General features: G+C 68.2%; 19 protein-coding genes. 7 read left to right on the top strand and 12 right to left on the bottom strand.

The features are described from left to right. Nucleotides 1–123 precede the first annotated feature (123 nt). Nucleotides 124–2,937, top strand: a complete 2,814-nt coding sequence (locus EV382_RS01830; protein WP_130399914.1) for an AfsR/SARP family transcriptional regulator — start codon at nucleotides 124–126, stop codon at nucleotides 2,935–2,937. Between the two features lie 732 nt (nucleotides 2,938–3,669). Here the strand turns inward: EV382_RS01830 and EV382_RS01835 are convergent. The 5 genes from EV382_RS01835 to EV382_RS01855 are packed head-to-tail and all read right to left on the bottom strand — an operon-like array spanning nucleotide 3,670 to nucleotide 6,032. Beyond that, nucleotides 3,670–3,927, bottom strand: a complete 258-nt coding sequence (locus tag EV382_RS01835; RefSeq protein WP_130399915.1) for a hypothetical protein — start codon at nucleotides 3,925–3,927, stop codon at nucleotides 3,670–3,672. 22 nt (nucleotides 3,928–3,949) lie between these two features. Further along, complete coding sequence (locus tag EV382_RS01840) at nucleotides 3,950–4,570, bottom strand: EndoU domain-containing protein (protein WP_130399916.1); 621 nt, start codon at nucleotides 4,568–4,570, stop codon at nucleotides 3,950–3,952. A 10-nt stretch (nucleotides 4,571–4,580) separates the two neighbouring features. Then, nucleotides 4,581–5,306, bottom strand: coding sequence for a WXG100 family type VII secretion target (locus tag EV382_RS01845; protein ID WP_130399917.1), 726 nt, complete (start codon nucleotides 5,304–5,306; stop codon nucleotides 4,581–4,583). A gap of 19 nt (nucleotides 5,307–5,325) precedes the next feature. After that, complete coding sequence (locus tag EV382_RS01850; RefSeq protein WP_130399918.1) at nucleotides 5,326–5,640, bottom strand: type VII secretion target; 315 nt, start codon at nucleotides 5,638–5,640, stop codon at nucleotides 5,326–5,328. Beyond that, nucleotides 5,640–6,032 carry a YbaB/EbfC family nucleoid-associated protein gene (locus EV382_RS01855; RefSeq protein WP_088951008.1) on the bottom strand — a complete coding sequence of 131 codons (393 nt, stop codon included), beginning with the start codon at nucleotides 6,030–6,032 and terminating at the stop codon, nucleotides 5,640–5,642. Before EV382_RS01855 ends, EV382_RS01850 begins: the two co-directional genes overlap by 1 nt. 448 nt (nucleotides 6,033–6,480) lie before the next feature. Here EV382_RS01855 and EV382_RS01860 point away from each other — a divergent pair, with 448 nt between their 5' ends. Beyond that, nucleotides 6,481–6,999, top strand: coding sequence for a hypothetical protein (locus tag EV382_RS01860; RefSeq protein WP_130399919.1), 519 nt, complete (start codon nucleotides 6,481–6,483; stop codon nucleotides 6,997–6,999). Nucleotides 7,000–7,579: 580 nt separating this feature from the next. On the opposite strand, the gene EV382_RS01865 is transcribed toward EV382_RS01860, so the two are convergent. Then, nucleotides 7,580–8,290 (bottom strand): WD40 repeat domain-containing protein, encoded by a 711-nt coding sequence (locus EV382_RS01865; RefSeq protein WP_130399920.1) that lies wholly within the window; start codon nucleotides 8,288–8,290, stop codon nucleotides 7,580–7,582. A gap of 1,185 nt (nucleotides 8,291–9,475) precedes the next feature. Here EV382_RS01865 and EV382_RS01870 point away from each other — a divergent pair. Next, nucleotides 9,476–9,925 carry a hypothetical protein gene (locus EV382_RS01870; protein ID WP_130399921.1) on the top strand — a complete coding sequence of 150 codons (450 nt, stop codon included), beginning with the start codon at nucleotides 9,476–9,478 and terminating at the stop codon, nucleotides 9,923–9,925. A 79-nt stretch (nucleotides 9,926–10,004) separates the two neighbouring features. Here the strand turns inward: EV382_RS01870 and EV382_RS33020 are convergent, their stop codons facing one another. Both EV382_RS33020 and EV382_RS01880 read right to left on the bottom strand, forming a co-directional pair. Beyond that, complete coding sequence (locus EV382_RS33020) at nucleotides 10,005–11,306, bottom strand: helix-turn-helix domain-containing protein (RefSeq protein WP_208758288.1); 1,302 nt, start codon at nucleotides 11,304–11,306, stop codon at nucleotides 10,005–10,007. Nucleotides 11,307–11,887: 581 nt separating this feature from the next. Beyond that, nucleotides 11,888–12,337: a hypothetical protein gene (locus tag EV382_RS01880; protein WP_130399922.1), complete on the bottom strand. Its 450-nt coding sequence runs from the start codon at nucleotides 12,335–12,337 to the stop codon at nucleotides 11,888–11,890. Between the two features lie 11 nt (nucleotides 12,338–12,348). Here EV382_RS01880 and EV382_RS01885 point away from each other — a divergent pair, with 11 nt between their 5' ends. Then, complete coding sequence (locus EV382_RS01885; RefSeq protein WP_130399923.1) at nucleotides 12,349–12,636, top strand: hypothetical protein; 288 nt, start codon at nucleotides 12,349–12,351, stop codon at nucleotides 12,634–12,636. Nucleotides 12,637–12,820: 184 nt separating this feature from the next. Here EV382_RS01885 and EV382_RS01890 read toward each other — a convergent pair whose 3' ends face one another. After that, complete coding sequence (locus tag EV382_RS01890; RefSeq protein ID WP_130399924.1) at nucleotides 12,821–13,243, bottom strand: hypothetical protein; 423 nt, start codon at nucleotides 13,241–13,243, stop codon at nucleotides 12,821–12,823. A gap of 290 nt (nucleotides 13,244–13,533) precedes the next feature. On the opposite strand from EV382_RS01890, the gene EV382_RS01895 reads away from it, so the two are divergent. After that, nucleotides 13,534–14,082, top strand: coding sequence for a hypothetical protein (locus EV382_RS01895; protein WP_130399925.1), 549 nt, complete (start codon nucleotides 13,534–13,536; stop codon nucleotides 14,080–14,082). Between the two features lie 301 nt (nucleotides 14,083–14,383). Here the strand turns inward: EV382_RS01895 and EV382_RS01900 are convergent, their stop codons facing one another. Further along, nucleotides 14,384–14,593: a hypothetical protein gene (locus tag EV382_RS01900; RefSeq protein ID WP_130399926.1), complete on the bottom strand. Its 210-nt coding sequence runs from the start codon at nucleotides 14,591–14,593 to the stop codon at nucleotides 14,384–14,386. A 150-nt stretch (nucleotides 14,594–14,743) separates the two neighbouring features. On the opposite strand from EV382_RS01900, the gene EV382_RS01905 reads away from it, so the two are divergent. Next, on the top strand, nucleotides 14,744–15,376 hold the full coding sequence (locus tag EV382_RS01905; protein WP_130399927.1) for an MBL fold metallo-hydrolase: 633 nt from the start codon (nucleotides 14,744–14,746) through the stop codon (nucleotides 15,374–15,376). Nucleotides 15,377–15,915: 539 nt separating this feature from the next. Here the strand turns inward: EV382_RS01905 and EV382_RS01910 are convergent. Then, nucleotides 15,916–16,104: a hypothetical protein gene (locus EV382_RS01910; RefSeq protein ID WP_130399928.1), complete on the bottom strand. Its 189-nt coding sequence runs from the start codon at nucleotides 16,102–16,104 to the stop codon at nucleotides 15,916–15,918. Nucleotides 16,105–16,186: 82 nt separating this feature from the next. Between EV382_RS01910 and EV382_RS01915 the strand changes: the two genes are divergently transcribed. Continuing rightward, nucleotides 16,187–16,594: a nitroreductase family deazaflavin-dependent oxidoreductase gene (locus tag EV382_RS01915; RefSeq protein ID WP_130399929.1), complete on the top strand. Its 408-nt coding sequence runs from the start codon at nucleotides 16,187–16,189 to the stop codon at nucleotides 16,592–16,594. A 47-nt stretch (nucleotides 16,595–16,641) separates the two neighbouring features. Here the strand turns inward: EV382_RS01915 and EV382_RS01920 are convergent, their stop codons facing one another. After that, complete coding sequence (locus EV382_RS01920) at nucleotides 16,642–17,553, bottom strand: GNAT family N-acetyltransferase (protein ID WP_244236502.1); 912 nt, start codon at nucleotides 17,551–17,553, stop codon at nucleotides 16,642–16,644. Nucleotides 17,554–17,586 lie beyond the last annotated feature (33 nt).

The following is a 17,586-nucleotide window of genomic DNA, read 5'->3' on the forward strand; positions in this document are numbered from 1 at the left end:
ATCGACAGTTAGCTGTGCAATAGCTCGTAGCGGTGGGAAAATCCGCGGTGGCGGGGCTCATTCGGCGGTCCCACGCGGTTCACGGAGAACAGCTCGTGCGGCGCGGACGAGGGCGGGAGGTACGTGAGGTTCGAGGCGCTGGGCCCGCTCCGAGTACGACTCGACGGTGGCCAGATCTCCCTGGGCGCAGCACGGGAGCAACGGATCCTGGCCGCCCTGTTGCTCGACGCGAACCAGGTGGTGCCGATGTCGCGGCTGGTCGACGTGATCTGGGACGAGCATCCGCCCACCAGCTCGGTCAAGGTGGTCCGCAACTGCGTGTCGACCTTGCGGAGGCAGTTGGCGCGGGCTGGCGAGATCGTCACCCACTCCGGCGGTTACCTGCTTCGCGTCCCGGACGACGAGATCGACCTGCGGGTCTTCGTCGAGCGCGCACGGCAGGGCCGCCGGCTCGCTGCGGCCGGTGACCTGACCGGCGCGGTCGTCCACCTGCGGGAGGCGCTGGCGCTGTGGCGCGGGTCCGCCTTCACCGGAGTGACCGGCCGGCTGGTCGAGGCGGCGGCGGCCCAGCTCAACGACCAACGCCGCAGCCTCCAGGAGGAACGCCTGTCGCTTGAACTCACGCTGGGCGGCGGAGCCGAACTCGTGGACGAGATCGCCGACCTGGTCGCGGCGGAACCACTGCGCGAACGGGCCCACGGGCAGCTCATGCTCGCCCTGTACCGGTCAGGCCGCCGGACCGAGGCGCTCCAGACGTATCACCAGGTACGCCGACTGCTGGTGGGTGAACTAGGGATCGAGCCGGGACCGGAACTGACCGAGCTGCACCGGGCAATCCTCAACGCCGACCCGCGACTGGCACCGGTCACGGCGCCCGCGGCAATCTCCCGGCCGGAGCCCAGCCAGCTGGAGGCATCGACCACGACCAAGCCGGTTCCGGCGCAGCTACCCGCGTCGCCGTACGCCTTCACTGGACGCACCGCCGAGCTTGCCGAGTTGTCCGGGCTGCTGGACGCGGGGGCTCGGACCCGCACGGCCATGGTGGCAGTCCTCTCCGGCATCGCGGGGGTGGGGAAGACGGCCCTGGCGGTCCGCTTCGCCCGCCTCGTGGCCGACCGGTTTCCGGACGGCCACCTTCACGTCGATCTGCGCGGCTTCCATCCGACCGGTCCGCCGCTTGACCCCGGTGAGGCGGTTCGTGGCTTCCTGGATGCGTTCGAGGTGCCGGCACAGCACCTGCCCGAGGGGCTCGCCGCCCAGTCGGCGTTGCTGCGCACGCTGCTGGCCGGTCGTCGGGTCCTGCTGGTGCTGGACAACGCCCGCGACAGCGAGCACGTCCGCCCGCTGCTGCCGGGTGGACCCGGCTGCCTCACCCTGGTCACCAGCCGCAGCAGGCTGACCGGCCTGGTGATGACCGAGGGGGCCCATCCGATCACCGTCGACCCGCTGCCGCTCGGCGACGCGCACAGTATGTTGATCCGCCGCCTCGGAGCGACCCGGCTCACCGCCGAGCCGGCAGCCGTCGCGACGATCGCGGCCCGGTCGGCGGGGCTGCCCCTGGCGCTGGCCATCGTTGCGTCCCGGCTGGTCGACCACCCCCGCTTCTCGCTGCGGGCCATCGCCGAGGAACTGGACCTGGCCCACGGAGGTCTGGAGGGGTTCACCGACGCCGAAACCGACGTCCGCTCAGTCTTCTCCTGGTCGTACCGCGCCCTGAGCGGTCCGGCCGCGCGCCTGTTCCGACTGCTCGGCATCCATCCCGGCCCGGATCTGGGTGTGGTCGCCGCGGCCAGCCTCGCCGGTGTTCCACCCGCGCGGGTACGCCCGCTGTTGGCTGAGCTGGCGCACGCGCACATGGTCACCGAGCACACGCCCGGCAGGTACACGATGCACGATCTGCTCCGCGCGTACGCCATGGAACGGACGGACATCGAGGAGGACGGCGCCGAGCGGCTCGCGGTGACCAACCGGATGTTTGACCACTACCTGGCTGGCGCCCACCTCGCCGACCTGCGACTGCATCCGCATCGGGATCCGATCCGGCTACCACCGGCGGTGGCGGGCGTGACCGTGGCGGCCATCGGCGACCGCGAGGCGGCCCGGACCTGGTTCAGCCAGGAGTACCCGGTGCTGCTCGATCTTCTGCGACGGGCCGGCGGCGACGGGTACGACGTCCACGCGTGGCAGCTCGGCTGGGCCCTGACCACGTTCCTGGACCGGTGTGGCCGCTGGCATGACCAGGCAATCGTTCAACAGCTCGCGCTGGAGGCGGCCTGCCGGGTCGGGGACCGGGACGGGCAGGCCCGCGCACACCGCAACATCTCCATCGCGCATCTGCGTCGGGGTCTGCACGGCGAGGCCCGCGACCACCTGTGGCACGCGGTGCGGCTCTACCGCGGGCTCGGCGACCAGGTCGGGCAGGCCCGCACCCTGCTCAACCTGGGTACGGTCGCCGAGCATCGCGGTCAGCCCCGGCTCGCCCTGCGCTACGCCGAACTGGCGCAGCGGCTGTTCCGGGCGGCCGGGCACCGAGCCGGGCAGGCGAACGCCCTGAACAACGCGGGTTGGTACCACAGCCAGCTCGGTGACCACGAGCTTGCGCTACACCACTGCCAGCGGGCGCTGCTGCTGCAACAGGAGGCCGGTGACCGCTACTGGCAGGCTCACACCTGGGACAGCCTCGGGTGCGTGCACCACCATCTGGGCCAGTATCCCGAGGCCACCGAGTGCTACCGACAAGCCCTGTCGCTCTGGCGCGAGGCGGGCGAACGCTACTACGAGTCAACCACGCTTACGCACCTCGGCGACACCCATCTCGCTGTGGGTGAACGGTCCGCGGCGCGTGGGGTGTGGCGGGAAGCGCTGGACATCATCGTGGAGTTGGGCCAGGACGCCGACCGCATTCTGGAGAAGATCCGTACGGTGACGACTGGGTGAGGCTGGCCAGGACGCACGCCCGCTCGTTAGCGGCTACCTCGTCAACTCGCGGATGTAGTCGTCAACGCATCCCGGGAGGACGCGGCGGTACTTGCCGTCCTTGATAGAGCGCGGGTGCCGTGCCGTCTTGGCCGTGCGCGCTACGCCGACATGGCGCCTGTCCGCCGAGGCGGCCAGGCGGGGATTGACCGTCACCACCGAGGCCGCTCCCGAGGTGGACTCTCCAGAATGCGTGATGCCTGTGAATCATCATGATGACTCACAGGCATCACGCTCTCTGCCGTGTTGTGGTGGGGGTTGGGCCGCGCGAGGCCGTGGCAGAAGCGGGCGAGCCGGGTAGCGGGGACGGGACGGGTCAGCGGTGGGGGCCGAACGCGTTGGTGTGCTCCCGCTGCAGGGCCGGGTCGAGGCGGCCGATCAGGTAGGTGGCTGATCAAATCGGCCGCCTGTTCCCCGCCCAGCTCGGCGAGGCTCGCGCGGACCCGTTCGTCCAGGCGGGCGTGTTCGCGGCGGCGGAGGTCGTGGTTCGTGCGGCGGCCCCGGTGAGCCAGGCTTCGTGGGCAAGTTCTCCCGACCGATGCGCCTGCTCACGCGTTGCTGACTTGCGGCGGTGTCGGTGCCCATGGGCCGTCCGAGGTGCCAGCAGACGTCGATGAGGCGCGGGAGGTGGTCTGGGACGCCCGTTGGTCGACACGGTGCAGGGTTCGAGGGGCCCGATCTACGCTTCGGCCGTCAGTCCGAGGTCCGAATCTGCTCCAGGCGCGTCAGAGGTTCCCGGAGGTACTCCATGAGCTCCCGCAGCGCGTCCTTCTCCGCCGTGGTGATCACGACGTCCTCCTCCCACAGGGCGCCGACGAGCGTCGTGATCGCGTGGTCCCAGGCGCCAGCGCCTCTGGCCCTCAAGACCATCGACCGGTACTTCGGGCTGATCTTGGGTGCGACCTGGTCGACGATCCGAGGGCTGAGCCGGATGTAATCGTTGACTTCCATGGGTCTCCCGTCGGTGCGGTGGTTAGGCCGGCGGGTTGGTTCTGACGCCCTCGCCGCTGATGGGGTGGCCGCCGGAGATGCTGCCGTCCTTGTCCAGGATAACGACGCAGGTGATGCCGTCGCGGGTGCCGGTGACGACCCAGCCGTCGCCGCCGGGACGCGCCTCCGGGCGGCTGTCGGGGTTGGTGGCGATGCTCTTGAACCAGCCCTCGACCTGCTCCTTGGTGGTGCCGGGCGGGAAGAGCGTCTTGCCGGGCTCGGTGGACGAGGGCTTGTGGTCGCCATTACCCCTCCCGTCGCCGTCCCAGATCTTGTCCAGCGCCCCGTCGCCCATCTGACCGAAGCGGTCCATGTCGTACTTGGCGTCGGTGAACTCGGGGTCGTCCCAGGGGTTGGTCCTCTTGGGTACCTCGGGCTCGGATGTGTCGGCGTCCTTCGGGCGGCCCTCCTCGGCGCGCTTGATGCCGTGCTGCTGGGCTGGTCCCACGCGCTTGGGCATCATTGCGGGGTTGAACTTGGGAGGCTTGGAGCCGTCACCGCCGTGCGGTGGGGTGGAACCTGAGGGGTGCTTGTGGAGGCCCGCCACAGCGAACAGGACCACCAGGACGGCGGTGGTCCGCAGAGCCGCCATGAGTTGACGCATCGAGGGCCGCCTAGACGTCGAGGAGTGCGCGAAGGGCGGAGAGGCTGGCGATCAGGCCCATCAGCCAGCCGAAGATGCGGCCGGTCCAGCGGACGACGGCGACCGCGAGCTGAGAGGCGACCAGCGGTGTGGCGAAGCCGACAGAGAAGACCACCTCGGCCAGCCACACCACGACCTTGGCGATGCAGTCGGCGATGAAGGCGCGCACGACCTCCCGCACTATCTGCACCACGGTTCCCGCGCCACGGGTCGCGGCACCCATGCCGGCGGCCGTGCCCGCGAAGATACCGGCGACGTCGATGTTGATGGTGAGGATGTCGCGGTAGGCATCGGCGGCGGCGCCCTGCCATCCGTCGAGGTCGCCGACCAGCCGCGCCTTGAGGTCCTCGGCGATGGAGAACAGCTCACTGGCCATGTTGTCCCAGGTCATGGCGTGCGTCTCGATGGTCTCGGGATCACCGGCGAGCCAGTCGAGTGCCTGCTTCAGTGGCTCGACCTGCTCGATTGCCCACTCGATGCCCATCGACAGGAGCGTGCTGAACGGGTCGATGGCGATGGCCGCCCCGTCGAGAGCGGCGCCCAAGCCCGCGATTGAGCCGTCGATCCAGCTGCCGGAGTCGATGGCGTCCTTGATGCCCATGTAGTCGTCGGCGAGCGGCAGGCCGGTCCAGCCGTCGCGGTGCGCAGCGCTGGTCGAAGGGATGTCGGAGGTCGTGGCGACCAGTGGGTTGCTCATGAGAGGATGCCGGGCCGGCTCAGGTCGCGGAGTGGAAGGAGTTGAAGCCGTCGGTGGTCGACTCCTCGGTCCGCTCGTAGGCGTCGGCGGTTTTCTTGATTCCTGCGGCGAGCAGCGAGATGTTCTCGGCGAGCATGTCCACGCCCTTGTCCTGGTCCCGGTGGCGTCCCTCCAGGATGGGCGGCAAAAACTGGCAGAGCTGCCCGTAGGCATCGTCGGCCTGGAAGATGGTGCCGCTCGCGGCCTTGACGGCGGCGAAGCGGTCGTGAATGGCCATCATGGCCGTGGCGTGCGCGCGCAGGGCCTCGACGTCGACCTCGAACCCCCCGTGCATCAGTAACGCCCCTCTTCGTCCTCGGTGTCGGCGGTCCGGAATCCGGCCAGCAGGGCCCGGCCGGTCGCCGAGTCGGCGCCGACCGTCTCCCGCACGACCTCGGCGGCGGCCTCGGCGAGCTTGACCCGCGCGTTGCGATAGGCGCCCATGATCGCCTGCTGCGTCTGCTCCAGGCTCACGCGCTGCACCCGCGCGGAGAGCCGGACGTCGGCCATCGCCCCCGTGGAGTCGACGGTGACCTCGACGATCCCGTGGGCGTCGGTGGCCGCGACCCGCAGCGCGCGCAAGCCGGCAGCGGCGGCCTGCGTGTCGGCGGCCCGACGCACGGCGTTGGCCTGCCATGCCTCCAGGCGTTCCCGCGCATCCTCGGCGTCCAACAGCGGATTAGCCATCGCGCCTCCGTTTCCGTTGCCGAGCAGGGAATTTACCGGCGTCAGTGTAGCCGCGGCCCGCCGGCAGGTCGTGTCCGTACTGCCGGGCCACCGCACCGAGTCCGGAATCGGAGAGGTACCCGGCCAGGGCCGGTGTCATCCAGGATGTCCAGCCCGACACCGAGCCCTTGCGGATCATCCGCGGGGAGGGGCTTTTCCGATGGCCGTCAGGCCCGCCTGTCGTACAGCAGCTCACACAGCTCCTTGCGCTCGCCCGTCTCGATTTCTTCGCGGGGCGGGTGATCATGGAGCGCAGCCCAACGATGGCGGCACATGTCTGCGGGCATCCGCGCCGTGAGTATTGCGGAGCAGGGGTCGAACCAGCTCCGGCGAACGACACCGGACCAGGACGCCCTGCGAGGGAGGTCGTGGATCAACACCACGCCATGAATCGCGTATCGTGCTGCCCGTGTCTGACCAGCCGGCGTCGAAGCCGAGCCGCAAGGCCACGGTCGCTCTCGTTCTGGCCAGCCTGAGCCTCGTGCTGTCTCTGGTCTCGTGTGGCTTCGTGGCCGTTACAGGGCTTGAGGACTTTGATGATTCGCTTCAGTCACCGCCGCAGCCAGCAAGCGCGTCGGAGGTCGAAGCCTTCGCCCACGTGACCTTCCCGCCGGGCACGGTGTTCCTCTCGGCCGCCCAAAGTAACGGACTGGAGACCTACCTGTCGGCGAGGTTCCGGATTCCTCGCGAGGCCCTCGACACCTTCCTCACTGACGGGGATTTCGCCGCCGAGTTGACCCCCGGGCTACGCGCCGTCAGCAAACAGGACGACGTCGGCGGAGGAAGCAACTGGCACCCCGAGACACCGGTTCGAGTCTCCGGCCTGGACGAAGAAACACCGGGACCCAACGGCACCTACCGTCGTCTGCTGGTGGACCTTGATGCGGAAGACACCGTGACGGTGTACCTCCGCGCGACCCAGCCCTGATATCCGACGCTCGCGTCGACGAACGGTCCCTGCCGGCTGTCGACGCCGGACGCCGACGGACGAGGGATGCGTTCAGGCGGTCCCATCAGTGGGAGGCGGGTCTGAACGGTGTGTGGGGAGGACCGACTTCGCGGTCCTCAGCGACGCAGACAGCAGGGACGTCAGCCCGCGCTCGGTCAGCCGACCATCTTGGCGTTGTTGGAGCGCCCCGATGACGATGACCGCGATGAGCGCTGCGACCAGGACAACCGGAAGGGTCCACCAGTCCAGCAGCCGAGCGGTGACCAAGAAGAGTGTGACGACGACGGCAAGGCAAACGAGGTAGAACAGTCCAGCGCGCCAAGGTCCCTGGTTCGCGAGTCGTTGACGCTCAAGTTCCCGTACTACCTTGACCACGTCGTCGGCGCGACGTCCTGAGACGCGATAACCAGATCGGCCGACATAGGCGCCGCACTCGGGGCAGGAGTTGCCGACAGCGGGTGCGCGACAGTGGGGGCAGACGATCAGGTCCGTTGGACCCTGGTCGTGAGGTTCTCGCGCCATGGCACTGATTTTCACCCAGCCGCGCAAGATGATGGTCTCATGATCCGGATCGAGCAAAGGGCGATACGGCCTCGATGTCGATCGCGAGGAGACCGGCATCATGCCCGATGACAATGGTCTGCCCGACGACTGTCACACAGCGGGGATGCACGTCGAGTGGGACAAGTGATGCGGAACCCCGTGCGACTTCCCAGATCCGTAGGGTCCGGTCGGTGCTGCTGACCGTGACGACGGCGATACTGCGGTCGAACGGCAGCGCGGCAATACCGACCACGTCGCGGTGGTGGGGATCAGGTGGCAGGGGTTCGTTCAGGCGGACCCCGAAGGTCTCCCACATCGAGACCGTGCCGTTGCGGTCGGCCAGCAGGACCGGCGCCCGGTGACCGAGGCGCCGTGGAGCGACGACGGCGCCGACGATGTGCTCGTGACCGATCGCCGCCAGGCTGGCCGAGTCGGGCACCATGGTGGAACGGTCGCCCTGTACCGCTGCTGACACCCACACGTCGACGACAGTGTCGCCGTACAGCACGATCAGGTCGCTGCCCGTCCACGGCCACTGGTCGACGAAATCAAGGGCGGTCAGGTCGACCACGGATCGGTCCGCCTGCCGGAACAGCTCGACATGTGGCCTCCCGGCCAGCGGCTCCCACAATTCGACCCCGCCGCCAGCGTCACCGACCGCAAGTACTCGGCGCCCTCGTAGCTGGGAAAGCCATGACACGGCGCGCTGGTCCAGGTCGTCGGGCACGAGTACCGCCGCCAACGACCGCACCGGTGTTCCACCGCGTCGTACGGCGTGGCCGAGAGGCTTCGCCGTCGACGCTTCCCACCCGAGCAAGGCACCGTCCGGGGTCGCGGTGACGATGACGCTGTCGTCGGCTACGCACACGCTGACCGCGGGGCCGGGCATGGCTGACAGCGCCGGGCCGCCGGACACGACCTCCCAGGCGGTGGTTCCGGCCGGACCTGCCGCGAGCACCGCCCGATCTCCCAGCGCAGCGAGTGCGTCGACCGGGCCGCCGGCGACCCGCCACCGCACCTGCGCCCCCAGGGCGGCTGGAGTCAGAACCCGGCCCGGCGCAGGTCGGAATCCGGCCACACCGTCGGCGAGGGTCTCCGCCGGCACTGAGGCCGGATCAATGGGACCAGCGTCGCCTCGTTCATCGATCAGGTCCGCGATCGAATACACCAGACCGCACTCGAGGCAGCGCGCGTGCCCAGCCAGGCGGGCGAGCGTACGCGCCCACGGCGCCGCGTCGCCGCCGGTGATCGCCACCATCGCGGCGACCAGGCACCACACCGAATCGGCTGGGACGTGCGTGGGCACACCAGCGGCGGCCACTCGCCGAGCCGAGTCAAGGAAACCCGACCAGCCCGGCCCCAAATCCACGTCGTCAATGGCCTGGGCGACCTTCTGCCACGGCTCGAGGCCGATCGGTGGCAGGTCCACGACCGGCGGATCCACAGCTCCCGCCGGGCATCCGCTGACAGGACGGGCACCAGGTCAATCAGGTGCGGAATGGCCGCCGACGTCACGCCGTACACCGTGCCCTGATGCAGCAACTCATCGCACAGCTCTCGCCACGGCTCGCTTAGCCGCCGCGCGGAAATCACCTCACGCAACCGGGCGACGGCGTTGGCGCTCGAGTAGCAGGCTGACAACCCGTCCCACAGTTGGCTGTCCAGCGGCAGCTTGACGATCACCCGGGCACCCTAGTCCACCGCAGCGACCCCACACCCCGGATGGAATCAGCTAACCGCCCTCGCACCGGCACCACCAAAGGCCGACGCTTGGCTGCATCCCCTTCGGCGGCTATGCGTTGTGCGAGATTGATTGATTGGCGCCACCACCAGCGGCGATCAACTTTGCGGTTCCGTAGAAGTGGACGGCGGGACGGATCTCAACCAACCCCGTCCCGGAGGAGTGGAAGTCATGATGCTGCGCAAGGCGTTCGGAGCGCTGCTGGCGTTGCTGACGTTCGGCACGGTGCTGGTCGGCACGGCGGCCCCGTCGCAGGCGGCAGTGGCCTGCTCGGGCACGGTCACCTACAGCTACGCGTACCCGCCGAGCAAGCCCGTTGTCGAGCTGGTCATCTACTACAACAGCACCAACGGTGGCACGAACAGCGCCTGCATGTACCACCGCGGCGCGGCGTACGGCTCCTCGGCGCGGACCTCCGTGCAGATCGCCCGGTGCGCGGAGAAATCCGGCACTGGCTCGTGCACCGCCACCGCGGTCTCCACCAAGGACAACGACGACTACCTGTACTACGCCGGGCCGCGCGGAGTGACCGGCACGGCGAACAACTGCGTCGACGCGTACGGCGAGATGGACTGGGCCGGCACCACCTACTGGATCCACTCCGGTCGACAGGGCTGTTGAGTTTGGTGACGCCTGACCGGTGGCCCGGTGGGATCCGTTCCGCCGGGCCACCGGTGGTGGCCGTCCGCGTACGCCCCGATCAGGGGTAGAGGCAGGCGGTACGGCGGGCCGCGAGCCGCTGGTCGGCGGCGAGCGGCAGGGCCTCGGCGGTGCTGGAGCCGTCGGGGCGGGCCACCCGCACGTCGAGTACGTCGGTCGGCGCGCCACCGCCGAGACAGGCGACCGCGGCCACCGGGATCTCGGCGGTGGGTGCGGGTTTCACGGACCGGCGGTCGAGCTTCCAGACGAGGTCGAACGGCGGGGCGGCCGTGCCGGTCAGTCCGATCTGGTGCCAGCGGCGCTCCGCCGGCAGCGCGGGGTCGTGCGCGTAGTAGGCGGCGAAGCCGACGATCTCCACGTGCGTGCCGGTCGCGCTCAGCCGCCACCCACCCGGGCCGGCCACATCGGGGGCGATCGCGAGAGCGATCGCGGCCGGCCCGGGTCGGTCGCCCTGGCAGCGGGACGGTTGCAGGCCCGTGGGCGGGTTGCCGTGCACCACCCCGGAGGCGATCAGACCACCGTCGGCGAGGGTGAACCAGCGGATGTCGGGGGTCTGGGAGGTGGAGTCGGTGATCCGCTCACCCAGGCAGTAGCCGGTGAGCCCGACCACGCAGCCGGGCGGAATGGTGTAGAGGATGCCCTGGTCGCGGCGGGGCTCGCTCCGGACGTGCGCGCCACCGCCGTACGTGACGGCGGCGAAGGCGGCGTCCGTGGTGGTCGCCGGGCAGGCTGTGGTGGTCGTCGTGCCAGCGGCCGACGTCGCCCCCTTGGCCGCCCACCTCGGCTGGGTCATCGGCACCACGGCGGCCGTACCGGCGAGACCGGCGACCGTCACCGCCGCCAGCGCCAGTCGCCGTCGGCGTTTCCGGCGCCGCAGGGGGCTCGCGGGCCGATCGTGGGTCGGTCCGGCTGCGCCCCTGGTGCCGGTTGGCTCACCCGTAGCCGGGGCGGGTGGATCTCCGACAGCCACAGTGGATGGTGAGTCCGCGAGGGGTGTGGCGATCGGTTCGGCCGGCGTCGGATCGGGTGTTTCTGCCCTCGCCGGGTCGGCTGGTGCGCTGGCCGAACTGGCGGGCCGCAGTTCCTCGTCCAGTTCGAGCCAACGCTGCCTCCACTGGGCGGTGTCCCCGCCGCAGGCCCCGACGTACGCGAGCAGCACGTCGAGGCTGGGTTGCCGGATTCCGCTGGCAGCGGCGGAGAGGGTCGAGGCGCTGTAGCCGGCGACCTCGGCCAACCGCCGGTAGGTGGGGTTGCCCGCTTCGACACGTAACTTCCGTAGCTCAAAGGCGAAGGACGACAACGGTCCAGCCGTCGGATCTACGGGCCGCTCGTGCCGAGCCATGCCGCTCCCCTGTTCCGGTGGGCGCCCTGGAGCGGGGGTGCCGCAGCACAGGGCCCATGTTTCCTGGTAAGTCATCCAAAGTAGAGAATTATATTGAATTCCTCGACTGGCAGACGACGGCTACCAGTGCGCGGGGGATGGCGTGGGACCGGCAGTGCGCGCTCAGCCGTTGGACGTCGTCGGGTGCGGCCCGCCACGCAGGTCACGCTCCAGCGAGCTGATCGCATCGACCTCAGCGGCGCTCAGGTCGAGGTCGAAGACGTCGATGTTTTCCTTGATCCGTCCGGGTTGACCGACTTCGGTACCACGATCCGGCCCTGCTTGAGATGCCAGCGGAGGACCCCCTGCGCGCCGGTGCGGGCCGTATGCCGCTGAGAAACCGACTCCACGGTGTTGACCTAACCAGGGGATCCGCTATGACGAGCACGTCGGCGGAATCCGAAGGCTCCGTGCTCCTCTGCCAGCTGGCATGGCTTCAGCGGAGCCGGACAGCGTTAGGGATCCACTTGATGCGTTGCGGATCGCTGTCACTTGATCCGCGTAAACGATCTTGGCTGTTCCTTGTCTCAGGCTACTGGTGTTCAGTCCCAGAAGTTGAACAGCAGCTCGCCGACTGTGGTCGGTTTCCAGTAAGTAATCTGGTCGTGTTCGTGCGGGTTGAGGGCGCTCAGGTCAACCTGTGCCAGGGGGGTCCGTAGCTGCTGGGTGGTGAGGGCCTGGGCGTCGGTCAGGTTGGTGAGGGCAGCGGCGAGGCCGGGGTGGTCGACGAACCTCACCATGACGTCGCCGTTGGCGTGGGGGCGGGCGAAGGCGATGAACGGCACGGTGGTGTGTCGCAGCACCGCGATGTGGTGCTGGTCGTCAGCGATATCGACCGTGTGGAAGTTGGGTATGACTCCGGCGGGAGTGACGCCGGTGATGGTGGCGTCAATGGCGCGGGCGGCCTGGTGGCAGACGGCGGTGAAGGCCCTGAGGCCCGCTGGGGCGCCGGGTGGCGGGTTGAAGCCGGTGGCTCCGGGCGGCAGTTTCATGGTCGGGCTCCGTGGTCGTCTCGGTCGGTGCAGGCTATTCGACGCTGTCGCGGAGGCTGAGGATTGCGGACCTTGAACCGGGCGATGATCTTGGTGGTCGTGCGAGGCACTTCGGTGAGGAGGAGTTGGTCGCCGTCGTGGATGCGGAGGGGGGTGTCGGCGTTTTCGACGGTGAGGGTTCGATTGGCGTGGCCGATGCCGACGCGGGCCTTCCGGCCGGCGATGACGAGGATGCCGCCGCTGCTGACGCGTGTGGTTCGGGTGCTGGGGTGATGGGTGTTGCCGGCGGGGGAGGCTGATCAGGCCGATGGGGTTGACGATTCGGTCGACCTCGACGGAAGCCCCACCTTGAGCAGGTCGGTGGTGACTGGGGGCGGGCCGGCGGTGCGACCTGCGGTTAGGGGTTGGAATCCCTGGGCTCCACCAGCACTTGCCCTGGTCGATTTCGGTATCGAGTAGAGCCAACGGTTCGCCGTAGCCCGGCTATTGAGATCGCAGGCGCCCGAGAATCCGTCGAGCCTCCTCGCGCACGCCGGCATCTTCATCCACCGTTAGCTCCCGAAGGTGCCTGGTCAGGCGATCCGCGCCGTCGGCCGTCATCCAGTCAGGGTTGCAGTCCAGGGCGGCTTGGATCTCAGCGGCGGTGGCTTCGTTGGCGGCATAGCTGCGGGCTAACAGCACCAGGCGCAGGCCCACCGAGTCTTTGCGATCCAGCAGCGCCTCGGCCGTTTTCCAGGTCACCCCAGTATCTTCGGGATCCAGGAGTAGGCGGTGGAGGACGTCCGCGACCTCATCGATCCCACGAGATTTCGCAAGGTGCCGCCCGGCTGCGGCGCGAGCTGACCAGGTAGGAGAGCCGGCATTCCTGATCGCGGTGCCCAGTCCTTGATCGTCGGTGAACTCCATGTCCCCAGCGTGCCAGGCGATCGAGGGGTGCCAAGCAGGGTTTCGGGTTCAAATGCGGCTTGATCCTTGCCTGAGGTCAAGGGGTGGCAGGCTCAACCTGTCGTCCGAGCGAACAAAGCGGACCGCTCAACGGCCTCCCCTCGCAGCAGCTCATGTGCTGCCCCGGGGATGACAGCTGCCGATACGATGCCGTCGGTGGGCTCTGCTGACCGACATAGTAGAAGGTGTCGTAGATGTCATACCCTCAGACCGGCTCGCGTCGCAGAAATGAGCCCGCTAGCCAACGCTCTATGCGTGACTGGATCAGCGACGTTGCTGTCAATGTGGTGGCCAATCTTGTTGCAGCGGCCGTTATTTGGCTCCTTGCGAGCGCGACGGGCTACGTCAAAGGGAATGCGACGCTTGCCGCGATAGCGACGGTGATCATCGTGTCGGCTCTGATCATTGCCCTCTCGGAGTTCGCATCAGGGGTGCATCGGCGCGTCGAGCCGGGGTCTTTGTCTAGCTTCCGAATGAACTTCCTCAGATCATCACCGGCGTTGCTGTGCTATTTGACCCTGGCAATAGGAGTTCCATTAATAATCTGGGATATTCCGCGCGACATGAATTTGGCGTGGAGGGAAATCCCGTCGTCGCTTAGAACCGTCCTGATACTAGTTCTCGTCGGAACGGCCTATTCGGTCGGATTTCTGCGAGCACGGATTCTGGGCCGCAGAAGCGAGCTTGAAGGCGAGGTCCCGCTGCCCCCGCTGCCAATGTTGCTAAGAGTGATTCCCGCATCGCTTATTGTTGTTGCGGTGGGGTCTACTGCTTCAATCATTAGGTACGGCTTGCATTGACCGCAGGTCTATTGATGAGCCGGCCATGTTGACCTAATTGGTAGGTGGAACGTGCCGCTTTGCTCTCCCGCTCCTCCCGCAATGAAAGCGCTACCTGTGGATGCCAGTACAGGGAGCGCAGTTCGTCATGGTCGTTCCTCAGGGAGGCCTCGACCCTGCGGTCACACGAGCAGTAGCTGCTGCCTGCTTGCATCGAATGCCTGCGCGAGCAACGTTGACAGCAACGGAGCCGAACCGGGACGACAAAGCCGCGCGTCGTCGGCAATTTGCTCATAGCGGTAACGCGGCGGCACGTGGGTTCTCACGTGCTGTTCGGCGTGTGCTGGTTCGCCGCGTTACCCGACGCGAAGTGACGCTCCGCCTCGTGCCGATGCTGGTCGGCGCTGGCTTGGCGGGCGGCCGTCGAATCCTCGTCCGAAGAGAGCCGGCTTCGGTCTCGCCAGCCGACGAAGACGGCGAGGGCGACCACCAACGCCACGACCACCGCGAGAGCTACCACCACTGCCGTCATGCCATCGACGCTACGGCATGCGCGCGAGCGGGTCTGCTGCACCGATAGGTGACATCTGAGATGGCTTGGAGAGTGGCAGGCTTTGTGGGGACACCGGTACGAAGCGGGGGCACGGGGCTTCGCCGGGTCCAAGATCCGTAGGATGCTGATGTGCGACTGGTCAAGTTCACCCATGCCTGTGTCCGCCTTGAGGACGCCGAGCGGCGGCTGCTCATCGATCCTGGCGTCTGGACCGAGCCGGAGGCCTTCGACGGGGTCACCGACATCCTGATAACTCACGAGCACGATGACCATGTCGACCTGGCGCGGATCGTGGAGGTGTCGGCCTCTCGTCCGGTGCGACTCTTCGCGCCGGAGCCGGTGCGGAAGCTGGCTGAGAAGGTTGGGTTGGCGGATACGGTCACCGTGGTCGCGGCGGGTGGCGAGTTCAGTGCCGGCGGCTTCCGGGTGGCGGCGGTCGGTGGCGAGCACGCGGAGATCTACGATGGACTGCCAGGCTGCGCCAATCTCGGCTATGTGATCGAGGGTGTCTACCACCCCGGCGACTCGTATTTTGTACCTCACCAGCGGGTGACGACCCTTCTCGCGCCGGCCGCAGCGCCCTGGGGCAGGCACCGTGAGGCCATCGACATGACCCGGGCGATCGCCCCGGAGCGGGCATTTCCCATTCATGACCGGGCACTGTCGGCGGACGTCGGCTACGAAAACTTCGATGGCTGGATGGAGTACAAGGGCGCAACGGAGTACCGGCGCATTCCCGTCGGCGACAGCGTCACCCTCTAGCCGAAGCTGGCCGGGACCGAGCTGTACTGCGACCGGCGGCTGGTGCTCGATCGGCCGTCCGAGTTTGCCCGAGAACCTGCGCGAAGCAGGAGCAGGCAGGCGGATCATCATGCACGGGGTGCACTCGGTGGTGGACTCGAGCCTCTGATGAGCCTGATGATTCAGGAACATCACGATGACTCACAGACATCAGGCTCATCAAGGATCCCGACCCCAGCCCACCGGCTTCACCGCCACGCCGGCGCCGTGTGGTCGGCACGGTCAGGTCGGCACCGTGAGGTCGGCGCCGCGTGAGGTCGGCACCGTGAGGTCGCTGAGGCTGTTCATCTGCACGGCTTCCGCGTGACCGGCCCGTCCGGTGAGCAACAGGCTGCGCGTGAAGCCGCATACGCGGAGGCAGTACGGACCATGGACCCGCCGCGGACGTTCCGGATGGGGCCGGATGGGACGATGCGCGAGGTCAGCCGCGACGGCTCTTAATTCGCCAGCGTCATACCGGTCCTGATACCGATCAGCTCCCGAGACCGGACATGGCCTGGTCACTCGGTGAGGGTGAAACCGCGATGGTCGTCGGTGGGGTGCACGGTGACGTCGAAGGTGCTTGCGTCCTCGAAGCGCAGGGTGAAAACGGGATCGAGGTCGCAGAGGAACGCGAAGCCGTCCAGGTCCTTGTTTGTGGACGAGTTGGCCCACCAGTCCAGCCAGCAGCGGCCTTCGAAACGGTCCATTCCGTCACCTCTCGGAGGGTCGTCGGGCCAGGATGTGGTCGGCCGTGTTTACGGAGTCGGTTCGTGGAGGTAAGGAGAAGGCATGAGCGACTGGAACGAAAAGATCATCGCTGAGTTTCGCGCCAACGGTGGCGAAGTCGGCGGTCAGTTCGCTGGCGCGCCGCTGCTGCTGTTGCACACGGTGGGCGCCAAGAGCGGCCAGCCTCGCGTGAACCCGATGATGTACCAGAAGGTGGACGGCGGCTACGCCGTGTTCGCGTCCAAGGGTGGTGCGCCCACCAATCCCGACTGGTACCACAACCTGCTCGCGAACCCGAAGGCCCAAGCGGAGATCGGTACGGACACGGTCGAGTTGGTCGCCCGGGTCGCCGCCGGGGACGAGCGGGAACGGATCTGGAGCGCACAGAAGGCCGCGTACCCGGGCTTCGCCGACTACGAGCAGAAGACCACCCGTCAGATCCCCGTCGTCGTGCTCGAACCTGCGCCGTAGGCGGAGAGGCACTACCGATTGCTCACCTGCGCGCGAAAGCGGGCGCGTCAGCGGACGATGGTCAGGTTGGCCATGTCGACGACCGGTCGGTAGCCGAGGGCGGCGTAAATCTTGTTCGAGGTCGGGTTGGCCTGGTCGGTGAACAGGCAGACCCGTGCGCCTTCAGCCTGGATTCGTCGGGACACCTCGGCGACCGCGTTGCTGGCCCAGCCGCGCCCGCGTTGCGCCGGCGGCGTGTAGACCGGGCCCACGCGGGCCACCCCGAACGACGGTGGGTTGGCGCCGGTGAGGTGCACTCGTTCTCCTGTGTCGTCGACCCAGAACCACAGCCGTCCAGCGTGAATCCGGCGCAGCATCTCCGCGCGGTCGGGCACCTCGTGTGCACTGGTGCCGCGCGGCCGGCCGGCCTGTTCGTCGGCGTCGCCCATGAGCGCGCCGAACCACTCCGTGGCCAGTTCCACGTCGTCCGCGGTGGCGGCAACCAACCCGCCGGGCACAGGTGTTGGCCACACCAACTCGCCGAGCTCGTGCAGCCGCGTGTGCTGGGTGACCTGGACGTGACCCCCGCCGAGCCGGGTCAGCTCGGCGGCGCACAGGTCAACGGCGGGCAGGGCGCCGTTGATCGCGAGTGTCTCCTCATCGCGCGCGTGCAACGCGTGGGCCAGCGCGACGGCGGCATCGTCTGGCATGGGCAGCAGAAACGGCGGGTAGGGGGCGTACGGCGCCGTGCGCATCCCGGCACCGACCACGGCACCGGAGTCGTCGCTGATCACCAGCCACCAGTTGCGGTCGGGCTGCGAGATCCCCTCGGCCCGCTGCGACAACTGTCGGTGCGCGACGGTGGTCACGACTGTGCTGAGAACCGGATCGGCGGCCAGGTAGTCGCCCGCAACCGCCAGGAACTCGCCCGGATCGGTGAGGAACCGCAGCCGTGGTCCGGCCATCGGGATAATGCCCATCTGCGTACGCTAGCCATCGTCGTGCCACCTCGA

The organism is Micromonospora violae (genome assembly GCF_004217135.1).
Lineage (GTDB): Bacteria > Actinomycetota > Actinomycetes > Mycobacteriales > Micromonosporaceae > Micromonospora > Micromonospora violae.